The organism is Microbispora sitophila (assembly GCF_014892245.1).
Lineage (GTDB): Bacteria > Actinomycetota > Actinomycetes > Streptosporangiales > Streptosporangiaceae > Microbispora > Microbispora siamensis.
Window position 1 is genome coordinate 257756 of the sequence record NZ_JADBGC010000001.1, and the last position, 19314, is coordinate 277069.

Here is a 19314-nt window from a genome sequence, read left to right on the forward strand (position 1 = left end):
GATGAACGAACTACTCGAGCCGCCCTAAGCCGGGTCGAGCGGGCGCAATTCGTCGGCGTACCCGACCGAAAGGCGGCGCATGGTCCCGTCGTCGGTGATGGAGTACTGCCCCATGCGCCACAGAGGCGGCGAGTACGCGTGGATCGAGACCGAGCCGGGCGCCTCGCCGGTCAGCCGGTGGATGTGGTCGGGCCCGAACGAGAAGGCCTCGCCCTCCACGACCGATGTCTCCAGGTGGACGCCGCCGATTCGCGGGTTGCACTCCTTCAGCTCGCCGGCCACCACGCGGACCGCGCCGGAGGAGACGTCGTGGTCGTGCCAGCCGGTGTCGTCCCCGGGCCGCCAGCACAGCAGCCACACGTCCACGTACGAGTCGCGGTGCAGCGAGACGTAGTGGCGTCCCCCGTCCTCCGCGCCCTCGAAGCTGAGGTGGTGACGCCACAGCTCGGGCCGCTCGGCCAGGTCCTGGACCAGGGCGAGCAGCTCGCGGCGGTCGAGCGCGCGGGCGGGCAGGTCGCCGAAGGGGGCCGGATCGGCCAAGGAGGCGCAGAGCGCGCCTTCCTGGATCGTGGGCGTGCTCATTGGTGCGACTCCTTCCGGGACAGCAGACGGCCGGGATTGGCCACGCGGACGGCATGATCGATGGCTCGTTGTGCGGGGTCGCCGGGGTCCGGCCACGCCGACTCGGCGTACGGCTGGTCGCTTCCGGCGACGAGGACGTCGATCCCGAGTTCGCGGATCACCGCGTCGGCGGCCCGGGGGCCGTAGGACGACGTCTCCAGGAACAGATCCGGGTCCACCAGGCCGCGCCCGGTGGCGCCCCGGCTCAGCTGGCGCTCCCGGTGCAGCGGGGCCAGCCCGGCCAGCAGCGCGAAGCACACCTTCAACCGGGGATGCCGGGGCCGGCCGAACGCCTCGAACGCGTACCAGGCGGCGTGCATCTGCTGCACGTACGGCACGACGGCGGCCCACCAGACAGGGCCCGCCGACGCGGCGGGGCCCGGATGGACGAACAGCGGCAGGCCGCGGTCCTCGAGCACGTCGAGCAGCGGGGCGGCCAGGGCCAGCCCCCGGGCGTCCCCGAGCGCGGTCGCCGGAAGCTGCAGTCCGGCGAGGCCCTGATCGAGGGCGCGGGCGAGCCGTACGGGATCGGGGTCGGTCACCGGGGCGGCGGCCCAGGCGCCGAACGGTGCGGGCAGCGCGCGGGCGTCGGCGTGGTAGGCGTCGATGAGCGGCCACGCCTCCTCCGGCGGCAGGTGCTCGATCCCGAGCGGGCTCGACAGGGAGACGAGGGCGAGGTCGAGGTGCGCGTTGCGCTTACGCCGGATCTCCACGTCGTGGTCGGCCGGATCCGCCTCGTACGGCGGCTCGCCGTCGAGGACGAGCGTCCATCCGTCCAGGTAGGGCGGGCGGGTGCGGCGGCGCAGCGCGTCGACGAGGGACGGCGTCCACAGGTGCTGGTGCACGTCCACGCTCATCGGCCGGCCTCTCCGAGAAGTCTCCCCAATTCCCTACTGAGAATACATGCTTTATCGGCAGGCGCGACCCGGGGGCGGATGGCACACCCGCCCCGGGCCGGTCAGTCGTCGCCGAGGATCATGTTGAGGACCCAACTGATCACGCCGACGACGATGGCGCCCCAGAAGGCGGCCACGAACCCGTCGACGTGGAAGGGGAGGTCGAGCTGCTCGGCGAGCCAGCTCGTGAGCAGCAGCAGGGCGGCGTTCACCACCAGGGCGAACAGCCCGAGCGTGAGCACGTAGAACGCGCAGCCGATCGTCTTGATGATCGGCTTGATGACGGCGTTCACGAGGCCGAAGATCAGCGCGACCGCGAGGAGGGTGCCGATCTGCTTGGCGGTGGAGCCGGCGCTGACGGTGATGCCGTCCACCAGCTTGGTGGACGCCCACAGGGCCGCGGCCACCACGATGATCTTGAGTATGACCTTCACCTCAAGAATCCTTCCATGGCACGGCAAAGAGTGCGCGGTTCGCCTGTGGCCGGAATAGGCGGCCCGCGCCGGGGGGCGGGGAGGAGCGGCAAAAAGCTCGCCCGATTCCGGCGGTCTTTCTCTCGCCTCGGGGGTATAAGCGGCAAACCTGGGGAAACCGACGAGTTGGGGGTGAGATCGAATGGACGTGGAAGAGCTCGAGTCGCTCCCCGCAAAGGAGCTGCACGATCGCGCCGTGCGCTACGCCGTACGGCACGGCGACCTGGGATTCCTGTGGGATCTGCTGAAGGTCATCCCGGCGGCCGAGGCCGCCAGCGGCAACAGCGACGAGACCGCGAACGACCTCAGCAGGGTCTCGGCGCTGCTCAGCGACGCGATCGGAGCGGGCGAGGGCGAGCTCGGCGACGCGCTCCGGCCGGTCTACGTCGACTATCTGTCCAAACATCCTGACGCCTGAGCGCGGGGGCCTGCGCTCAGCAACCTCTCATCTCCGCACGCCACAATGGCGGCGTGGTCAAGACACAGGTGCTCGTCGTCGACGACGAACCCGAGGTCCGCGACGCGATCGCGCGGGCGCTGCGCGTGGAGGGGTACGGCGTGGCGACCGCCGGGGACGGGATGGACGCCCTCGACGCCATCGACGGCGCGGCGCCCGACCTCGTGGTGCTCGACGTGCTCATGCCGGGCATGGACGGCATCGAGGTCTGCCGGACGCTGCGCGGAGACGGCAACCGGCTGCCGGTGCTCATGCTGACGGCCCTGGACGGCATCGGCGACAAGGTGGCCGGCCTCGACGCGGGCGCCGACGACTACCTGGTGAAGCCGTTCGCGCTGGAGGAGCTGTTCGCGCGGGTGCGCGCCCTGCTGCGCCGCGCCGCGCCGCCCCCGGAGGCCGGCTTCGCCGACCTGGTCCTGCTCCCCGACAGCAGGCAGGCTCGGCGCGGCCGGCGGCTCATCGACCTGACCCGCACCGAGTACGCCCTGCTGGACCTGCTGATCCGCAACGGCGGCCAGGTGCTGACCCGGCAGCTCATCCTCGAACGCATCTGGGGCTACGGCTTCCGGCCCGGGTCCAACCCGCTGGAGGTCTACATCGGTTATCTGCGTAAGAAGACCGAGGCGGGGGGCGAGCCGCGGCTGATCCACACCGTCCACGGCCTCGGGTACGCGCTCAGGGAGCCCACCGCTGCTCCCGCCACCGAGGAGGCGCGGTGAAGCTCCGCTGGCGGCTCGCGATGGCCTCGGCGCTGGCCGCCGCGGTGAGCGTGATCGTCGTGATCGTGGCCGCCTACGTCATCACCTGCCGCCGGGTCGAGTGGGCGATGGACCACTACGGGGGGGCGTACGAGAGCTACGGCGGCTACGGCGACCGGCCTCCCAACGGCGTGCTGGCCGCCCTCGCCGACGTGGACGACCTGGGCTGGCCCTTCGTCGCCGTGGCGCTCGGCGGCCTGGTGCTGTCGGGGGCGCTCGGCTGGCTGGCCGCCCGGGCGGCCCTGCGGCCGGTCAACGCGCTCAAGGACGCCGCCGGACGGGTGGCCACCACCCGCGACCTGACCACCCGGATCGACGTGGCGGGGGACGACGAGCTGAGCAGCCTGGCGCGCAGCTTCAACGCGATGCTCGACGCGCTGGAACGCTCCGCCAAGTCGCAGAAGCGCCTCGTCGCCGACGCCTCCCACGAGCTGCGCACGCCGCTCACGGCCCTGCGGACCAACGTCGAGCTGCTGATGAGGGGCGACCTGCCGCAGGAGGTCCACGAGGAGGTGAGCCGGGCCGTGGTGAGCGGCCTGGAGGAGCTCACGGCCCTCGTCTCCGACGTGGTCGAGCTGGCCCGCGACGAGGAGCCCGCCGTGCTCGTGGAGAGCGTGCGCCTCGACGAGCTCGTGGAGCGGGAGGTCGCCAGGGCGGCCAGGCACTGGCCGTCGACGGCCTACTCCATGTCGTCCGAGCCGACGGTGGTGCGGGGCGTGCCCGACCGGCTCGCCCGTGCCGTCGCCAACCTGCTCGACAACGCGGCCAAGTACAGCCCGGCCGGAGGCCTGGTCGAGGTGTCGCTGCGGGGCGGCGTGCTGACGGTGCGCGACCACGGCCCCGGCATCTCCGCGGACGACTTGCCGCACGTCTTCGATCGCTTCTACCGCGCGCCCTCGGCGCGGCAGCTGCCCGGGTCGGGGCTGGGCCTGGCGATCGTGGGCCAGGTCGTGGACAGCCACGGTGGCAGCGTGTCGGCCAGTCCCGCCCCCGGCGGAGGCACGCTCGTCCGGCTGGCGCTGCCAGTAGGGTGAGGGCATGGGCTCTGTACGCGTCGAGCGGACCGAGGACGGGTTCGTCGCCCGCAACGAGCGCGGCGCCGAGATCGAGATGGGCTCCGGCGACGGCCTGTTCAGCCCGGTGGAGTTGCTGCTGGCCGCCGTCGGCGGCTGTAACGTCATGACGGTCGAGCCGCTCACCGCCAAGCGCGGCCACCGGCTCGTACGGCTGGCCGTCGAGGTCTCCGCCGAGAAGGAGAGCCCGACCCTGCTGCGCTCGGTCACCGTGACCTACGACGTGGAGTTGCCCCCGGAGGACTCCGGCGAGGTCTTCGAGGCCGTCGCCGAGCGGGTCCACGAGCGCCACTGCACGGTGAGCCGGTCGCTCCAGAAGGGCACCGAGGTCAGGCTGGACCTCGGGCGGTAGCACGGGCGGGCGGGGCCGGTTCGGATGTAGGCCGGAAATCAACCTGCCTATGACGACTTCATGACAGGGCCCCTTGTAGTGTTGAAGCAGGTCCTCGGGAGAGGGCGACAGACTTTCTTGATAAAGGACGCGGATGGGGGAACCGCGTCCGGAAAGCGGGGGACCCGCCGGTGCCTTTGGGGAGGGCATTCCTGGCGGAACCGCTTTGATCCGGAGCCGGGCAGTTGGGGGACTGCCCGGCTCCGGCATTTTCAGGGGCCTGTACCCGTTCTCCTCCCGTCCGTCCCCTCCCCGCTCGTCCCCTCCCTGCTTGTTCCCTGCCCGCCCGTTCCCCTCCCCGCCCGGGCCTGGGTCCGCCTTGCCCCGGCCGTCCCGAAGCTCCGGCCCGGAGGCCTCTGCGGTCGTCCCGGGTGCTCGTCCAGGCGCCGCGCAGGGGCCGTACGAGGGGTCGCGATGGAGGCCGTGCACCCTCTGACCTGGCGGTCCGTCCGTTCGCGCGCTTCCCGCCCACCATCGGTGCCACCGGCCGCGTCATGACCATTCGCGAACCACGGTCTCCGGCGCGGGAAAAGGACCTTTGCCTTCGTAAACCGCGGTCTTCCTCTCGCTGTGCGGCTCCGCTTTTGCGGCGAGTTGCTTTATCGAGCCGTCCCCGTGATTTTCTTTGTGGTCTCTTGCCGTACGGCCTCCGGGCTTTGCCGTGCGCGGAATCGGACCCTCGTCACGCAACCGTCAACATCACGAGGCGGGGCGGCGGGGAGTGGCGCGACTTGGGGTAAACAGGACCAGAGGTAGATCTTTTGGGCGCTATGCCGCTTTTACTTTGCTCCATCCTGACTCGTCCTGTAGTGTCCTGTTTGCCGCCGACCGGTGGCTGGATTGGACTTGGAGAGGAGATCACCGTGGGTGACCCCACATCGACCTCTGAGCCAAGGCATTTCGGATCACACGTCTGACTCACGACGGCCTTCCGGCCGATCGCCATAGCTTCAGCGCACACGCCTCCGGGTGACGACTTCTCCTTCTCGCCCGGACACGTGGCCCGTCTCCGCGGCTTGCCGTACGCGCAGGCCCTCTGATGACGCATGGCCATTCTCTGTCGTCTCACGAAAGATCCCCAGCCCTGATGAAGACTCTGTTTGACCTGCGTGGCAACCGACGCCTCACCGCCGCGGCCACGCTCGTCGGTGCGGCGGCCGTCACCGCGTCCCTCGTGGCCGCCGTGCCCGCGCCCGTCGAGCAGCCGGTCAACGAGGCCGCCAACGTTTCCGCCGCCATCCCGGCGCGCCAGCCCTCCCTCGCCATCCCGGCGCACGAGGAGGTCCTGCTGCAGGGCAGCACCACCGGCTCGTACTTCTGGGACGACGCCTCGGGCCGTCAGGGCGACACGGGCCTGCCGGCCATCGGCAAGCCCATGCAGAAGGGGCTGTTCGCCAGCCCGAGCTGGCCGCTCGGCACCGAGGGTTACATCTTCTACAAGGGTAAGAAGGCCAAGTTCTTCATCGGCGACCGCGGCCCGGGCGTCCCGTCGGACAGCGGCGTGATGCTGGACATCGACGGCCAGACCTTCGCCGAGCTCACCGGCACCACCTGGAACGAGGACACGCTGACCGTCGCCGGCGACCTCGGCCACATCCCGATCCAGTACGTCGTCACCAAGTGGGGCGACGGGCCGGGCCTGCGCGGCGAGCCGGTGCCCTTCTCCAGCGGCGCCTGGCGGAGCTGAGCCACGCGATTCCGATCAACGAGCGATGTGCGCGACCTTCGCGGGACTGCTAAGGTTACGGACATCGCGGGCGCCGCTAGCTCAGTTGGTTAGAGCAGCTGACTCTTAATCAGCGGGTCCGGGGTTCGAGTCCCTGGCGGCGCACCAAACGAAAGCCCAGGTCGACACAGTCGGCCTGGGCTTTCTCTATGGGCCGCTCGTCTCTGCGGCACGCTGCGCCCCGCCTCCCGGTTCACCGATCCGTGACGCGCAAAGTGCAAGGACCGGCCGCTGTTTGTCCATGGAGCGCACCCTTCTCTCGGAGCGATCGCTGCGACGAGCCTGATCGGCTTGGGCCGACGTCAAGCCGGCCTGGTCCGGACGCCTGGTTCAAGGACTTCACCGACGGCAGCATCGCCTCGCTGGTCGGCGCGTGCGGATGACCAAAGGTGCTGGAGGACTCCATACCCAAGACCTCGGGCAAGTGGGCGGTCGCCCCGATGCCGTCCTGGGAGGCCGGCGGCCCCGGTGCCGTCCTGGGAGGCCGGCGCGACCGTCACCGGCAACGTCGGCGGCTCGCCCTACGCCGTGCTGAAGGGGTGCGCGCACCCAAGGAGGCCGTGGAGTTCGCCACCTGGCCGGCCACCGACCCGGGCGCGTTCGACGACCTGGTGGTCGACGGCGGGCTGTGCCACCTCGGCGGCCGCGCCTTCGAGAACATCGCGTTCCGGGTCGCTCAACGGATCCTGTCGATGGCGGCGGCGATATGGCACAACGACATCGGCGCACCCGTCACCAGATCACTGCCCGCCTACGACCGCTGATCACTGCGGGCTAGTACTCCAGTGACACATTGAGATCATGGTCGGTGTCTGCGGTGGTAGTGGCATCGGCGGGTGGTGGCCTGATGGCGGCGTCGCCAGTGTGACCAGTGCAGGATCTCCTCGGTCCGGCGGTGTCGGGTGAGGGTGAGGGCGGCCGGCAAGCGGCGGATCTCGGGCATGGTCAACGGGACGTGCTCTTCGTCGCCGTCGGGCTGGGATGCGGCCAGGACCGCGAGGAAGGCCAGGGCGAGCATCGCCAACGTGATGTGGCGGTGCCAGCCGTCCCAGCTGCGGACCTGGTAGTGGTCCAGTCCGACCTGGCTCTTGGCGGCCTGGAAGGACTCTTCGACGGTCCAGCGGATGCCGGCGATGCGCACCAGGGCGGCCAGTGGTGTCGGCCGGGGTGCGTAGCAGCGGTAGAAGGCCAGTTCCCCGGTGGCCGGGTTGCGGCGGATCAGCAGCCACCGGTGACCGGGCCGGTGGGTGTCGATGCGTGTCCAGGCCCAGGCGTACCAGCGGTGCCCCTTGGCGCCGTGCCCGGCGCTGTAGAGATGCCACTGGTCGTCGGGGACGTGCGCGGCGACCTGGGCGGCCTGCCAGTCGACGCCCTCGCACCGCACCCGGACCGTGCCCGCGATCACCAGCACATACCCGGCCTGCCGGGCATCCAGCAGCGCACGCAGGCGCGGGTCTTGGCCGTAGACCTCATCGCCGGTCACCCAGGGCGCGTCGATCCCGGCGTCCAACGCGGCAGCGATCATTTGCGCGGCCAGGGCGGGTTTGGTGGCGAAGGCGATCTCGTCCGGCACCCCCGCCGAGCGGCAGCGGGGCGGGTCGGCCGGCCAGGAGTGCTCGGGCAGGTAGAGACGGCGATCGATCAATGCCCGCCCGCGCGGGGTGGCGTAGGCCAAGAACACGCCGACCTGGCTGTTTTCGATCCGTCCGGCCGTACCGGTGTATTGGCGTTGCACTCCGGCCGATCGAAGGCCCTTCTTGAGGAAGCCGGTCTCATCGGCGATCAGGACACCGCCCGCGCCGAGGTGTTGGCTCACGTAGCCGCGGACGTCGTCGCGTACGGCCTCGGCGTCCCAGCCCGCGGTGCGCAGCAGGCGCTGCATGGTCTGCGGGCCACTCAGCCCGGCGTGCTCGGCCAGGTTCCAGCAGTTCTTCCGCTCGACGTCCGACAGCAGGCCCTGGACGTAGGCACTCGCCGCGCGACGCGGCTCTACTCGGCCGAACCGATGCGCGATCCGCGTCATCAGCTGTTCAAAGGTGACGCTCCAGCGGTCAGGGTCTACGCTGTCGGCCACGGCCATCACGCGATCTTCAGATGTCTTCACAAACTCCGAATGATCACGTGGTGGCCGTCCTCATGCCACCTCAACCGCGAAGATCGCGAAGTGTCACTGGAGTACTAGCTCGTCTAGGTTGTGATTCCACGTTTGTGCTGGTCAAGCTGATTTTCGAGTGTGTGTTCGGTTAATCTTGGGGTAGTCGTAACAAGTGAGCTTGGTTTGTGGCCCCGGTGCCGAGTGATGAAGTAGCCGAGTCTGCGTGAGTAAGTCCCGGTCCGGGCGGCCGGGAACCAGTGGCGCTTTCGTCTCCGCCTGTAAAGGGGGTGCCCGCCAATGCCAGGCCCGTCCGTGTCGTCTTCGGCGCTTGTGCCGCCAATGCGGTCTGCTTCCGATCACGCCTCCTTCTCTTCGTCCGGCGTGGCTGGGGCCGGCGTCTTTTCGCGGTCGCGAACCGCGGTTCCGATTCCGGACGGGCTCACGGTGATACCGCCGGGTGCGGGGCTGGCCGCACTGCTGGCCGACGTGACTGTGGAGCGGGTGTCGGGGTTCGACACGGTGGAGGTGCTCAAAGCGGCCTACCGGCAGGTCTGTCATGACCGGGCGTGGTTCTTGCGGGTCCTGCTGGAGGTGGGGCTGCGGGACTCGTTCTCGGGTGACGAGGTGGCGCGGTTGGAGGTGCCGGATGAGTTCGGCCCGGATGAGGCGCGGGCGGCGCTGGTGTGGTCACGCCGCCGCGCCGATTCGACGTTCGAGCTGGCCTGGAATGTTCACCGCCGGTTGCCGATCCTGGGAGAGGCGATGCTGGCCGGAACCCTGGACGAACCCCGGGCGGTGGCGCTCGTCCGCTGGACCCTGGGGTTGACCGACGAGCAAGCCGCCCTGGTGTGCGACCAGCTGGCGCCCCAGGCGTCGTCCTGGACGGTGGGGGAGTTGATCGAGCGGATCCAGCGCCTGGCGTTGGCGATCGATCCCGCCTGGGCCGAGCGCCGGTACGCCGAGGCGGTACGCCGCCGCCGGGTGGTGGGGACCCGCAACGAGGACGGCACCGCGACGGTGTCCGGGCTGGACCTGCCCCTGGATCGGGCGGCGGCCGGGTGCGACCGAATCGACGAACTGGCCCGGGCGTGCAAGCGGGCCGGGGACCGCCGTCCTATCGACCACATCCGGGTGGATCTCTTTCTCGGCAGTCTGGACGGCACGTTCGAGGGCATGTCGGATGAGGAGATCGTTACCCATGTCCTCTGTCACCCCTTTCACGACACCCCCGCCACCAGGGGAGACGATGCCGGCAATGCCCCCGACGGTGACACCAGCGTCGGCGGCTGCCGCAACGACCCTGACGACCCCGGCGGCGATGGCGGCGCGCGTCCTGGCGCGAACCCCAACCATCCCGGTGACGGTGGCGGCGTGCGTCCCGACGGCGACCTCGATCAGCCGGGTGGCGGCCGCACCGGCGGCGCGGGCTGCACCGACGGCACCGACGGCGCTGCGGGCGCTGAGGGCACCGGCGGTTTCACCGACGCCGACAGGGGCGCGGACGAGGACGACCGTAACGCCGAGACGCGTAGCCGCCCGGGCAGTGGGTCCGGCGGGCTGTCGCCCGCGAGCGGTTCACGCGCAAGGGGTTCACACCCGGCAACAGGGCCGCAGGGAATAGCGCCTGATGCGCCCGCACCTGATGATGAGACCGGACGGGGCGGGGCCATGCCCGACAAGGCCGTGCCCGAGAGTGCCTTGCCCGGCAAGGCCGTGCCCGAGAGTGCCGTGCCCGGCATGGCCGTGCCCGAGAGTGCCGTGCCCGGCATGGCCGTGCCCGAGAGTGCCGTGTCCGGCATGGCCGTGCCCGAGAGTGCCGTGCCCGGCAAGGCCGTACCCGAGAGTGCCGTGCCCGGCAAGGCCGTGGCTGACAGGGCGGGATTGAGGCATGCCCAAGCCCAAGCTCATGCACAGCCGGATGCCGGTGTCTGGGCAGGTGCCGGGGGATGGACGGTGCGGGAGATCCGGGTGGAGCTGACCACGCTGCTCGGCCTGGACGAGCATCCCGCCCATTTGCCGGGCTGGGGAGTGGTCCACCCCTGTCTGGCCCGGCGCATCGTCGCAGGCATGCTCGGCGGGCAGTGGCGGTACGCCATCTGCCACGACAACGGCCACCTGGCGCTGACCGGACTCGCCCGGGCCCGCCCCCACACCGCCGGCCAGAACCGCCCCGCCCGCGACCGGCGGCGCGGTGGCATCGTCGAACTGCAGATCACCCTCAGTCATCTGCGGGTGCTGTCCGCCCAGCCCGCCGACACCCTCGGGGCGTGGGCGCCGGTCGTCGCCGACCTGTCCGCCCACGCCGCACCCCTCCTGACCACCGGCCAGGGCGCCACTGCTTCTGGAGACACCGCAACCGGCGGCACGACGCCCGACGGCACCGCCCCGGGCGGCATCGCACCCGACGGCACAGCCACAGGCGGCCTCGTCCAGGACCGGTATGAGACCGGCACCCCGCACAAGGACCAGCACAAGGACGGCCGGGTAGACGGCCTGATAGACGGCCAGGTGGACGGGCGAGCGGAGGGGTGGGAGGACGGCGCAGCGGATTCGGAGCGGCGGCGTCAGGCCGCAGCGGCGTTACGACGCTACGTCCAAATCCGGGGCCGGGTCTGCTCCTGGCCCGGCTGCCGCATGCCCGCCACCCGAACGGACCAGGATCACATCCTTCCGTGGGCGGAGCAGGGGCCCACGAAGGCGGAGAACCTGCACCTGGCCTGCCGCCACGACCACCGCGCCAGGCACCAGGGCGGCTGGCGTGTCAGCGCCGCAGGCCCTCACCTGGTTGTCTGGACCAGCCCGCTGGGGCACCGCTACCCCAGCCCTCTCCCAGAGATCATCCTCTCCGCCTGCGACCCCCACCCCCGCAGTCGGCCCATCCCACCGCCCTACCGGTACCTCGGCGACCTTTCCGACACCCCAACCATGACTCCGGCTCCCGAACCACCGATCCCCCAGGAGGCCTTCCAATCGGACGCGGGAGTAGCAATGCCATCGGAACCGGACGGCGAGGCCGGGACACGCGGATCGTTGCTCGCAGGCGAACGTGACGAACCACCCTTCTGACACCGCCCACATCCGACAGGGGAGGCTGGGCACCGAGCGGCTTGGCGCTGAGCGGTTGGGGCGCCCGAGCGGCTGGGCACCGAGCGGTTTGGCACGAGCAGTCGGACATCGAGCAGTCGGACATCGAGCGGTCGGACGTCGAGCGGTCGGACGTCGAGCGGTCGGACGTCGAGCGGTCGGACGTCGAGCGGCTGCGCCGAGCGACAGCACCAGCCGGTGGAGGGGCTGGTTGGGTTTGGAGTGTCCGGCCCGCTGCGAACGTCACTTCGACTGCGACCATCAGTGCAACCGTCTCTGCGCACGTCAGGCACTGGACGGCGGAAGCCACCGACGGACGACATGCCGGGGGATGTCGGCATCGACGTGCCACAACTTGCGCCTGCCGTCCCAGGACGCGGGCATTCCTTCGGCCCGCGTCAGGCGCTTCAGCTCATCCTTGTCCTCGAAGGGGACGTCGAGATAGAGGCGGCCGCCGACGACCGCGCCCGGACGAGGCTCGCCGTCGCCGTCCGGGCGGGGCCCGGAGAGCCCGGAGAACCCACGCTGCGGCCAGGGGCGTGCGGGGCGTTCCATACGAGCTCGCTCGACGATGTGACGGACGCGTCGGCAGGACCCCGGGTCGGTGATCCGCATCATGAGATCGGTAGGGCCGCTGTTGGCCAGGGATTGAGGGATCGGTGCCAGAGCACGGTGTCATCGAGGATGAGCACTTTCTCATGCATGCGCTCGCGTGTCGCGACCTGGCATCCGGCAGCCCGGAGTTCCTCGATGAGGGCTTTCCGGCGAACGTCCTCCGATTGATCTCGCGTGTGAACGGTGACCCGCACTCCTGCCTGGACGCGCGGCGCGAGGTGACGGAGCCAGCTGTGCACGGGGTCCGGATCGAGGAACGCGCAGTAGATCTCGATGCTGTGCCGGGCACGGGCGACGTCCCAGGCGATGGCTCGTGGCACCTCGTCGGCCGGAAAGAACGCCGGCCTCGCCAGTTCCTCCTCCGGCAGGCCGGCGAGGTCGGCAGCGCAGCGGAAGGGGACGAGGTCGTCCACGGAGAGCCTGTGCGCATGCCGTTCCAGATGGTCGAGCATGCGCGCGGCCTCGCCGGCCGGGTTGAGCTTGGCGCGCAGGCCATGGCAAGGGGGCCGACAGGGTCGTGGTACGGATTGAGAACCTACTGTCTCCGGCACGTGTGTACGGGCACTCCGAGGAGAATCGGTGGGACGAAAGGTGCAGTGGGCAAGGATCTGGGCAATTGCTCATAGAATGGACGCGGGGTGCCGGGAAGTCTGGTCGGCGGTCGTCGAACCGAGCCCGGAAACGGAGCGCCCATGGCCTCTCCCCGCCGCCCGTCCCTCCTCGGTCCCGGTTCCCGGGCCGAGACCCGCCGCATCGCCGACATCCTCCGCAAGGAGACGATCGGCGGTGCGCTGCTCCTGATCGCCGCCGTCGCGGCCCTCGTCTCGGCCAACTCGCCCTGGTCGGAGGCGTACGCGGGGCTGCGCTCGGTCACGGTGGGGCCGGCCGGGTGGCATATGGACCTCAGTCTCGCCAAGTGGGCCTCGGACGGGTTGCTGGCGATCTTCTTCTTCGTCGCCGGCCTGGAACTCAAGCGCGAGTTCGTGGCCGGGGACCTGCGCGATCCCCGGCGGGCCGTCGTGCCCGTCGCGGCGGCAGTCGGCGGTGTGATCGTCCCGGCTCTGCTCTATCTGCTGGTCAACTCGCTCATGGACGGCGCGGCGCGGGGATGGGCGACCCCGACGGCCACCGACATCGCGTTCGCGCTGGCGGTGCTCGCCGTCGTGGGGCGGCGGCTGCCCCCCGCGCTGCGTACGTTCCTGCTCACCCTGGCCGTCGTGGACGACCTGCTGGCCATCGTGATCATCGCGGTGTTCTACACCTCGCACCTGTCGGTGCTGCCGCTGCTGGCGGCGCTGGTGCCGCTCGGCGTCTTCACCGTGCTGGTGCAGCGGCGGGTGCGCTCGTGGTGGCTGCTGCTCCCGCTGGCCGGCGTGACCTGGGGCCTGGTGCACGCCTCGGGTGTGCACGCCACGGTGGCCGGGGTGCTGCTCGGCTTCGCCGTACCCGTCCTGCGCAGTGAGAAGGCGGGCGGCCCGGAGGCGGGACCGGGGCTCGCCGAGCACTTCGAGCGCCGGTTCCGCCCGATCTCGGCCGGAGTGGCCGTGCCGCTGTTCGCGTTCCTGTCCGCGGGTGTGCCGCTCGGCGGGCTGGACGGTGTGACGAACCTGCTCGCCGACCCGGTGTCGCTGGGCGTCGTCGTCGGGCTCGTCGTGGGCAAGCCGCTGGGGATCATGGCGGCCACCTGGCTGACCGCCCGCTTCACCCGCGCCGACATCGACGAAGGGCTGGCGTGGGTGGACGTCGGCGGGCTGGCGATCCTGTCCGGCATCGGGTTCACGGTGTCCCTGCTCATCGGCGAGCTGGCGTTCGGCCCTGGTACGGCCCGCGACGCCCAGGTCAAGCTGGCGGTCCTGACCGGCTCACTGGTCGCGGCGCTGTTGGCGACGGTGGTGCTGCGGCTGCGCGACCGCGCGTACCGGCGGCTCGCCGACGACGACGGAACCGCCGGGCCCGGGGACGCCGAGCGTGTGGCCGGACAGGTCCACCCTGTCGAGCGGCGGTGACGACCGGCGGGCGCGGCGCGGGTCGCCAGGCGCGACCGTGACCGGATACAGCCCTCACCACGTGACGGGCAGCGCCTGGAACCCTCCGGCCAGCCTGTCGGTGTGCGCCTTCAGCTCCTCGTACGGCACCGCGAGCGCCAGCGTGGGGAAGCGCGTGAAGAGGGAGCCGAAGACCGCGCGCAGTTCGATCCGAGCCAGCGACGCCCCGAGACAGTGGTGCGGCCCGTGGCCGAAGCCGACGTGGGGATGAGGATCGCGCCGTCTGATGTCGAACGTGTCGGGGTCGGGGTAGACGCGCTCGTCCCTGTTGGCCGCCGGGGTGGACAGCATGACCAGCTCGCCCGCCCGGATCAGCACCCCCGCGACCTCGACGTCCTCGTGCGCGTAGCGCACCAGCCCGTGTTCGCTCGGCGAGGCGACCCGCATGATCTCCTCGACCGCGCCGTCCACGAGGGAGGGGTCGTTCAGCAGCGCGTCGCGCTGGACGGGGTTGCGCAGGAACAGCAGCACGCCGTAGTCGATCTGGTTGACCGTGGTCTCGTGACCGGCGAACAGCAGGCCGCCCGCGATCCTGGCGACGTCGTCCTCCGGCAGCGAGGCGTCCGCCAGGTCGGAGTAGACGTCCTCGCCCGGGTCGTCCCGCTTCGCCTTCACGATCTCGTAGGTGTAAGTGTTCATCTCCATCTGGGCGGCGGCGGACCGCTCGGGATGGGTGAGGTCGGTCATCGCCTCGGCCATGGCCCGGAACCTGTCCCTGTCCTCGTACGGCACGCCGAGAAGCTCGCAGATCACCTGGATCGGCAGCGGGAGCGACAGGCCGGCGTGCAGGTCCGCGGGCGGGCCCTGCTCGGCGAGCCCGTCGAGCAGGTGCCCGACCAGCGCCCCGATCCGGTCCGACAGGCTCCGCATGCGCCGGGCCGAGAACGCGGGGGCGAGCAGGCGGCGCATCTCCTTGTGGATGGACCGCTCCGTGGCGTACTCGCCTGTCGGGCCGCCGAGCAGGGCGTTGTTCGACAGGCGGGCCGCGGTCTCGGGAGCGGGGTGGGAGCGGCCGAACCTGTCGTCGGCGAACACCTGCCGGATCTCCTCGTAGCCCGTGACCAGCCACGCCTCGTCGCCCATGGCGGTCGTGACCTTGGTGATCGGCGCTCTGGCCCGCAGTTCGCCGAAGGCGGGGGATATCCCCAGGACGTCCGGCCGCTTGAACGGCAGCCGTGGGAGTCCGGGCATGGGTGACCTTCCCTTCGCTCGATGTCGACCCTCTCGAATTTCTCCCCTGACTTGCTGTCCGGCAAGGTAGTAAAACCATGTCCGGTGTGACCGGAGACGCGACGTTTGCATCGTGCCTACGCTGTGCCCGCGCCATGCCTGCCCCGCGAACACCAGCGTCGTTCCGCGAGCCGGCATGAGACGGGTGGTACGGGAGGAACGGGGATCAAGTCGTGGTGAAGTCACCGCAACCGGCGGAAGATCTTCATGAGAGCCGGGGTGGCGGCGCCGCCGGAAGGGGGAGACCGCTTCTCACTACCAATCGTGTCCGGATGAGCACATCGTTGTCTCCCGGCACAGAGCCTGGAGGTGGTGACGAGTGCGGTTCTCAGCCGAGGACGCTGCCTGGAGACAACTGAGCAGCGAGTACGCCGGTCGCTGGTCGATCTGGAGAAGCGACGCCGGCCGCTGGTACGCGACCCGGCTGACCAGGTCGCTGTCCCGGATCGAGATGGACAGGGGCCTGATCATGACCGCATGCGGCGAGAGCGCGGAGGAACTGCGCGCGCTGCTCACCGCGCAGGATGGACTGACGGGTCAGGCGCTCTCCTCGTGACGCCCAGGACGTGGGCCCGGCCCGCCGGGCTCACGGCCCGAGAGCCCGCCGCGGCCCGAGCCCCTGCCGTCCGGACCCGGTCCTGAGGCATCCCCGCCGGGCCGCCTGCGAGTGTGGTGGGACGGATGGGAAAATCCCTCTCATGACAGCACCAGCGGAACCCGTTCCCCCGACCGGCACGCAGCACACGATCGCCGCGCACGGATACGCGGCGACCGTCACCGAGGTGGGCGGGGGCCTGCGCGCCCTGACGTACCGCGAACGCCCGCTGGTCATGTCGTACCCCGCGGACGCGCAGCTGGTGGGCGGCGCCGGGCAGTTGCTGCTGCCCTGGCCCAACCGGGTGCGCGACGGCAGATACGACTTCGACGGCGAGACCAGGCAGCTCGCCATCACCGAGCCCAGGACCGGCAACGCCGCGCACGGCTTCGCGCGCCTGATGCCCTGGACGGTCCTGAACCGGGACGACGCCTCGATCCGGCTCGGGCTGCGGCTGTTCCCCCAGCTCGGCTATCCCCACGTGCTCGACCTGACGGCGTCGTACGCCCTGGGCGAGGCGGGCCTGGTGGTCGAGGTGTCGGCCGTGAACGTGGGAGACGGCGTCGCGCCGTACGGCATGGGCGCGCACCCCTACCTCACCCTCGGCGAGGAGACGGTGGACGACGCCGTGCTGGAGGTGCCCGCGGCCGAGTGGACCCCGGTGGACGAGCAGAAGATCCCGGTCGGCCGCCGCCCGGTCGAGGGCACGGAGTACGACTTCCGCGAGGGACGCCGCATCGGCGGCACGGCGCTCGACACCCCCTACACGGCCCTGCGGCGCGATGATGACGGGCTGGTGCGGGCCCGGCTCCGGACGGCCGACGGCTCGCGGGGCGTGGAGTTGTGGGCCGCGCCCGGCGTCGAATGGCTCCAGGTCTTCACCGGGGACACGCTCGCCGAGCCGTATCGGCGGGCCGGAGTGGCGGTCGAGCCGATGAGCTGCCCGCCGAACGCCTTCGCGACCGGAGAGTGCCTGGTGCGCCTGGCCCCGGGCGAGCGGGTCGCCCACCGCTGGGGAATCACCGCGCTCGGGTGAGGGCATGCCGGACGAAATGGCCCTTATGCGTCAGGGCGGATATGCAGGGCGATTCCGGTCTGGGCGCATCGGCGGGACGGGATGGGCTTATTTCAGCTATTTTCACGGCGACGCCGACCGCGCGGACGCGTCCCGCGGTCGCGGGGCGGTGGCTGCGAGCGGCGGACGCGGCGGCGCTGACGTGCGTACTCGCGCCGGGGCACGCAAGACCGCCGGAGTTTTCTCCTTCGCGCCTATCACGGATCGGGCATTGACCGGAAACAATCTTGTTTCTTTGAATTCACATGACTGCGTTGCGTGCCGTATCTTGAGCCGTGGGAGCGCTCCCATGAGCCTAAGGAGGCGCGCGTGACTCTCCCCTTCGGTACGGCGCCGGTCGACCCGGCCCCTGTCTGGACCGCGGAATGCCTCCTGCCCGCCGTCGGCGCGAGTGTCGCCGAGGCACGCGCTCTCGTCCGCCGTGAGCTCGGCCGGTGGGGCCTGGACGAGCTCGTCGACGACTGCTCCCTCATCGTGAGCGAACTCGCCTCCAACGTCGTACGGCATGGCGGCAACGTCTTCACCCTCCGGCTCGGCAGCAACGGCACCTGGGTGTACGGCGAGGTCTTCGACCAGGGCGAGGGCGTGCCGAACCAGCGCGAGGCGGACATCGACTCCATCGGCGGCCGTGGCCTGCTCATCGTGGACGAACTCGCCGACGACTGGGGAGTGGCCGGCTCGGGCCGGGGCGGCAAGACCGTCTGGTTCCTCGCCGGGGCGGGCAGCCCGTCGCCGCTGCCCGTCGTCCCGCACCAGATGCGCATCGCCGTCGGCTGACGCGTCACTCGGCGTTTCAGTGCGTCTTCGCACCGTCGAGGTGCGCGAGCACCGTGGCCGCGATCTCCTCGGGCTTGTGCGCGGAGGAGTCCACGGTCAGGTCCGCCACCTCGTGAAACCCCGGCAGCCGCAGGTCGCGCTGCTCGGTCAGCATGCGTACGAGGTCGGGCTTGAAGTGCGGGCGGTGGGGGCTCGACTTCATCCGCTCGGCCAGCACCTCGGGCGGGCCGTCGAGGAAGACCACGAAGGCGGGGGCCAGCGCGCGGCGCGTCTCGGGGTCCTCGACCGTGCTGGCGGCGGCCGCGATGACAGGGGAAGGACGGGCCGCCAGCGCGTCCCGCAGCACCAGGGCCTCGCGGGCGTGCAACTCGTCCGCGCCCAGACCGGCGGCCATCGCGGCGGCGGTCGTGCCGTACCTGGCCTCCAGATCGGCGTCGCTGTCGCGCATGGGACGGCCGAGCGCGTCGGCGAGCAGCCGGGCGACGGTGCTCTTCCCCGCGCCCATGAGTCCCATCACCACAATGGGGGTATCGGTCATGATTCGCATGCTGCCCTATACGGGCACCCGCATGCGACGTTTGGAATCCGTGGAGGGGATAGAGCAGAAGGCGAAGGAGGAAAAGCCATGACCATCGCCGGAAGCATCATCCTCATCATGCTGGGGGCCATCCTCACCTGGGCGGTCGACTTCACCATCGCGGGCCTCGACATCCAGGTGATCGGGGTGATCCTCATGGTGGGCGGTCTGGCCGGGCTGCTCTTCGGCATCTGGCGCCTGACGACGGTCCGCCGCAGGACCACCGTCACCGCCGCCGCCCCCGTGGACGCCACCGCCACCCGCCGCCACGTGTACGAGGAGCGGCGCTACGACGACCCCACCATCTGAACCCCCTCCAACGGACTTCCGACGGTCTGAAGGGAGGCATCGACCATGCCAGGACGTGATGAACTGCCCTCGACCCTGGAGCGCTCGCCCAAGGAGGCCCAGGAGACGTGGATCAAGGCGCACGACTCCGCCGTCGAGACGTACGGCGAGGGCCAGCGCGCCCACCGTACGGCGTTCGCCGCGCTCAAGCACTCCTTCGAGAAGGTGGGCGACCACTGGGAGAAGAAGGAGGGGCGCGGACCGTCGGACGAGCAGGCGAAGAAGGGCACGCCGAAGCCGGGCAAGACGGCCGAGGGCGTCGACGCGAACGCCTCCAAGCAGCACCTCTACGACGTGGCCAGCCGCCTCGGCATCCCGGGCCGGTCGAAGATGACCAAGGACGAGCTCGTGGACGCCATCAAGAAGGCCAACCGCAAGGCGACCGCCAAGGCACGCTGACCTCTGCCGTACGCCGTCGGGCGCCCACCCCGGGGGGGCCCGCCGCGCGGTGACACCGGCGGCGGCGCCATGACCCGGG

General features: G+C 70.7%; 20 protein-coding genes, 1 tRNA gene and 1 pseudogene. 14 read left to right on the top strand and 8 right to left on the bottom strand.

The genetic code is table 11. From position 1 onward, the window contains the following. Positions 1-24 precede the first annotated feature (24 nt). The 3 genes from IL992_RS01145 to IL992_RS01155 all read right to left on the bottom strand — a co-directional run bounded on the left by IL992_RS01145 (position 25) and on the right by IL992_RS01155 (position 1951). Positions 25-582 carry a cysteine dioxygenase gene (locus IL992_RS01145; RefSeq protein WP_193201422.1) on the bottom strand — a complete coding sequence of 186 codons (558 nt, stop codon included), beginning with the start codon at positions 580-582 and terminating at the stop codon, positions 25-27. Then, the gene (locus IL992_RS01150) at positions 579-1478 is read right to left on the bottom strand and encodes an amidohydrolase family protein (protein ID WP_193201423.1); all 900 of its coding nucleotides are present in this window, start codon (positions 1476-1478) and stop codon (positions 579-581) included. Before IL992_RS01150 ends, IL992_RS01145 begins: the two co-directional genes overlap by 4 nt. Positions 1479-1579: 101 nt before the next feature. Next, entirely contained in the window at positions 1580-1951 is a 372-nt protein-coding gene (locus tag IL992_RS01155) for a phage holin family protein (RefSeq protein WP_193201424.1), read from the bottom strand. 181 nt (positions 1952-2132) lie between these two features. Between IL992_RS01155 and IL992_RS01160 the strand changes: the two genes are divergently transcribed. The 7 genes and pseudogenes from IL992_RS01160 to IL992_RS49240 form a co-directional block, all read left to right on the top strand. Continuing rightward, on the top strand, positions 2133-2408 hold the full coding sequence (locus IL992_RS01160) for a hypothetical protein (protein WP_076438988.1): 276 nt from the start codon (positions 2133-2135) through the stop codon (positions 2406-2408). 53 nt (positions 2409-2461) lie between these two features. Then, positions 2462-3166: a response regulator transcription factor gene (locus tag IL992_RS01165; protein WP_193201425.1), complete on the top strand. Its 705-nt coding sequence runs from the start codon at positions 2462-2464 to the stop codon at positions 3164-3166. Further along, positions 3163-4239 (top strand): HAMP domain-containing sensor histidine kinase, encoded by a 1077-nt coding sequence (locus tag IL992_RS01170; protein ID WP_193201426.1) that lies wholly within the window; start codon positions 3163-3165, stop codon positions 4237-4239. Before IL992_RS01165 ends, IL992_RS01170 begins: the two co-directional genes overlap by 4 nt. Before the next feature lie 4 nt (positions 4240-4243). Then, a complete protein-coding gene (locus IL992_RS01175) occupies positions 4244-4630 on the top strand; it encodes an OsmC family protein (protein ID WP_193201427.1) in 387 nt (128 codons plus the stop codon). Between the two features lie 1126 nt (positions 4631-5756). Beyond that, positions 5757-6356 (top strand): hypothetical protein, encoded by a 600-nt coding sequence (locus IL992_RS48840; protein WP_193201428.1) that lies wholly within the window; start codon positions 5757-5759, stop codon positions 6354-6356. Positions 6357-6426: 70 nt separating this feature from the next. Next, positions 6427-6503 (top strand) — tRNA-Lys (locus IL992_RS01185). Positions 6504-7033: 530 nt separating this feature from the next. Next, positions 7034-7159: pseudogene (locus IL992_RS49240) on the top strand (IS982 family transposase); the annotation flags it as partial. 35 nt (positions 7160-7194) lie between these two features. On the opposite strand, the gene IL992_RS01195 reads toward IL992_RS49240, so the two are convergent. Beyond that, the gene (locus IL992_RS01195) at positions 7195-8475 is read right to left on the bottom strand and encodes an IS701 family transposase (protein ID WP_449843662.1); all 1281 of its coding nucleotides are present in this window, start codon (positions 8473-8475) and stop codon (positions 7195-7197) included. A 459-nt stretch (positions 8476-8934) separates the two neighbouring features. Between IL992_RS01195 and IL992_RS01200 the strand changes: the two genes are divergently transcribed. Next, positions 8935-11556 carry an HNH endonuclease signature motif containing protein gene (locus tag IL992_RS01200; protein WP_193201429.1) on the top strand — a complete coding sequence of 874 codons (2622 nt, stop codon included), beginning with the start codon at positions 8935-8937 and terminating at the stop codon, positions 11554-11556. Between the two features lie 303 nt (positions 11557-11859). On the opposite strand, the gene IL992_RS45665 is transcribed toward IL992_RS01200, so the two are convergent. Together IL992_RS45665 and IL992_RS45670 are read right to left on the bottom strand one after the other, a co-directional pair. Next, positions 11860-12129 carry a DUF5710 domain-containing protein gene (locus IL992_RS45665; RefSeq protein ID WP_226872052.1) on the bottom strand — a complete coding sequence of 90 codons (270 nt, stop codon included), beginning with the start codon at positions 12127-12129 and terminating at the stop codon, positions 11860-11862. 59 nt (positions 12130-12188) lie between these two features. Beyond that, positions 12189-12641: a phospholipase D-like domain-containing protein gene (locus IL992_RS45670; protein WP_226872053.1), complete on the bottom strand. Its 453-nt coding sequence runs from the start codon at positions 12639-12641 to the stop codon at positions 12189-12191. Between the two features lie 240 nt (positions 12642-12881). On the opposite strand from IL992_RS45670, the gene nhaA reads away from it, so the two are divergent. After that, positions 12882-14195 (top strand): Na+/H+ antiporter NhaA, encoded by a 1314-nt coding sequence (gene nhaA / locus IL992_RS01210; protein ID WP_193201430.1) that lies wholly within the window; start codon positions 12882-12884, stop codon positions 14193-14195. 54 nt (positions 14196-14249) lie between these two features. On the opposite strand, the gene IL992_RS01215 is transcribed toward nhaA, so the two are convergent. Continuing rightward, positions 14250-15425: a cytochrome P450 gene (locus IL992_RS01215; protein ID WP_193201431.1), complete on the bottom strand. Its 1176-nt coding sequence runs from the start codon at positions 15423-15425 to the stop codon at positions 14250-14252. A gap of 358 nt (positions 15426-15783) precedes the next feature. Here IL992_RS01215 and IL992_RS01220 point away from each other — a divergent pair, with 358 nt between their 5' ends. The 3 genes from IL992_RS01220 to IL992_RS01230 all read left to right on the top strand — a co-directional run bounded on the left by IL992_RS01220 (position 15784) and on the right by IL992_RS01230 (position 17911). Then, positions 15784-16020, top strand: a complete 237-nt coding sequence (locus IL992_RS01220; RefSeq protein WP_193201432.1) for a hypothetical protein — start codon at positions 15784-15786, stop codon at positions 16018-16020. Positions 16021-16162: 142 nt separating this feature from the next. Continuing rightward, positions 16163-17095, top strand: a complete 933-nt coding sequence (locus tag IL992_RS01225) for an aldose 1-epimerase family protein (protein WP_193201433.1) — start codon at positions 16163-16165, stop codon at positions 17093-17095. A 348-nt stretch (positions 17096-17443) separates the two neighbouring features. Further along, positions 17444-17911 carry an ATP-binding protein gene (locus tag IL992_RS01230; protein WP_193201434.1) on the top strand — a complete coding sequence of 156 codons (468 nt, stop codon included), beginning with the start codon at positions 17444-17446 and terminating at the stop codon, positions 17909-17911. Positions 17912-17927: 16 nt separating this feature from the next. Here the strand turns inward: IL992_RS01230 and IL992_RS01235 are convergent, their stop codons facing one another. Next, positions 17928-18449, bottom strand: a complete 522-nt coding sequence (locus IL992_RS01235; RefSeq protein WP_193201435.1) for a shikimate kinase — start codon at positions 18447-18449, stop codon at positions 17928-17930. A gap of 87 nt (positions 18450-18536) precedes the next feature. Between IL992_RS01235 and IL992_RS01240 the strand changes: the two genes are divergently transcribed. Then, positions 18537-18797 (top strand): DUF6458 family protein, encoded by a 261-nt coding sequence (locus IL992_RS01240; protein WP_030505976.1) that lies wholly within the window; start codon positions 18537-18539, stop codon positions 18795-18797. Positions 18798-18842: 45 nt separating this feature from the next. Beyond that, positions 18843-19235: a ChaB family protein gene (locus IL992_RS01245; RefSeq protein WP_193201436.1), complete on the top strand. Its 393-nt coding sequence runs from the start codon at positions 18843-18845 to the stop codon at positions 19233-19235. Positions 19236-19314 lie beyond the last annotated feature (79 nt).

What these genes read in the sequence shown, in the direction of transcription:
- IL992_RS45670 (WP_226872053.1), bottom strand. Translation starts at nt 12,641, where the DNA reads ATGCTCGACCATCTGGAACGGCATGCGCACAGGCTCTCCGTGGACGAC.
- IL992_RS01225 (WP_193201433.1), top strand. Translation starts at nt 16,163, where the DNA reads ATGACAGCACCAGCGGAACCCGTTCCCCCGACCGGCACGCAGCACACG.
- IL992_RS48840 (WP_193201428.1), top strand. Translation starts at nt 5,757, where the DNA reads ATGAAGACTCTGTTTGACCTGCGTGGCAACCGACGCCTCACCGCCGCG.
- IL992_RS01175 (WP_193201427.1), top strand. Translation starts at nt 4,244, where the DNA reads ATGGGCTCTGTACGCGTCGAGCGGACCGAGGACGGGTTCGTCGCCCGC.
- IL992_RS01160 (WP_076438988.1), top strand. Translation starts at nt 2,133, where the DNA reads ATGGACGTGGAAGAGCTCGAGTCGCTCCCCGCAAAGGAGCTGCACGAT.
- IL992_RS45665 (WP_226872052.1), bottom strand. Translation starts at nt 12,129, where the DNA reads ATGGAACGCCCCGCACGCCCCTGGCCGCAGCGTGGGTTCTCCGGGCTC.
- IL992_RS01240 (WP_030505976.1), top strand. Translation starts at nt 18,537, where the DNA reads ATGACCATCGCCGGAAGCATCATCCTCATCATGCTGGGGGCCATCCTC.
- IL992_RS01195 (WP_449843662.1), bottom strand. Translation starts at nt 8,475, where the DNA reads ATGGCCGTGGCCGACAGCGTAGACCCTGACCGCTGGAGCGTCACCTTT.
- IL992_RS01145 (WP_193201422.1), bottom strand. Translation starts at nt 582, where the DNA reads ATGAGCACGCCCACGATCCAGGAAGGCGCGCTCTGCGCCTCCTTGGCC.
- IL992_RS01150 (WP_193201423.1), bottom strand. Translation starts at nt 1,478, where the DNA reads ATGAGCGTGGACGTGCACCAGCACCTGTGGACGCCGTCCCTCGTCGAC.
- IL992_RS01245 (WP_193201436.1), top strand. Translation starts at nt 18,843, where the DNA reads ATGCCAGGACGTGATGAACTGCCCTCGACCCTGGAGCGCTCGCCCAAG.
- IL992_RS01235 (WP_193201435.1), bottom strand. Translation starts at nt 18,449, where the DNA reads ATGACCGATACCCCCATTGTGGTGATGGGACTCATGGGCGCGGGGAAG.
- nhaA (WP_193201430.1), top strand. Translation starts at nt 12,882, where the DNA reads ATGGCCTCTCCCCGCCGCCCGTCCCTCCTCGGTCCCGGTTCCCGGGCC.
- IL992_RS01215 (WP_193201431.1), bottom strand. Translation starts at nt 15,425, where the DNA reads ATGCCCGGACTCCCACGGCTGCCGTTCAAGCGGCCGGACGTCCTGGGG.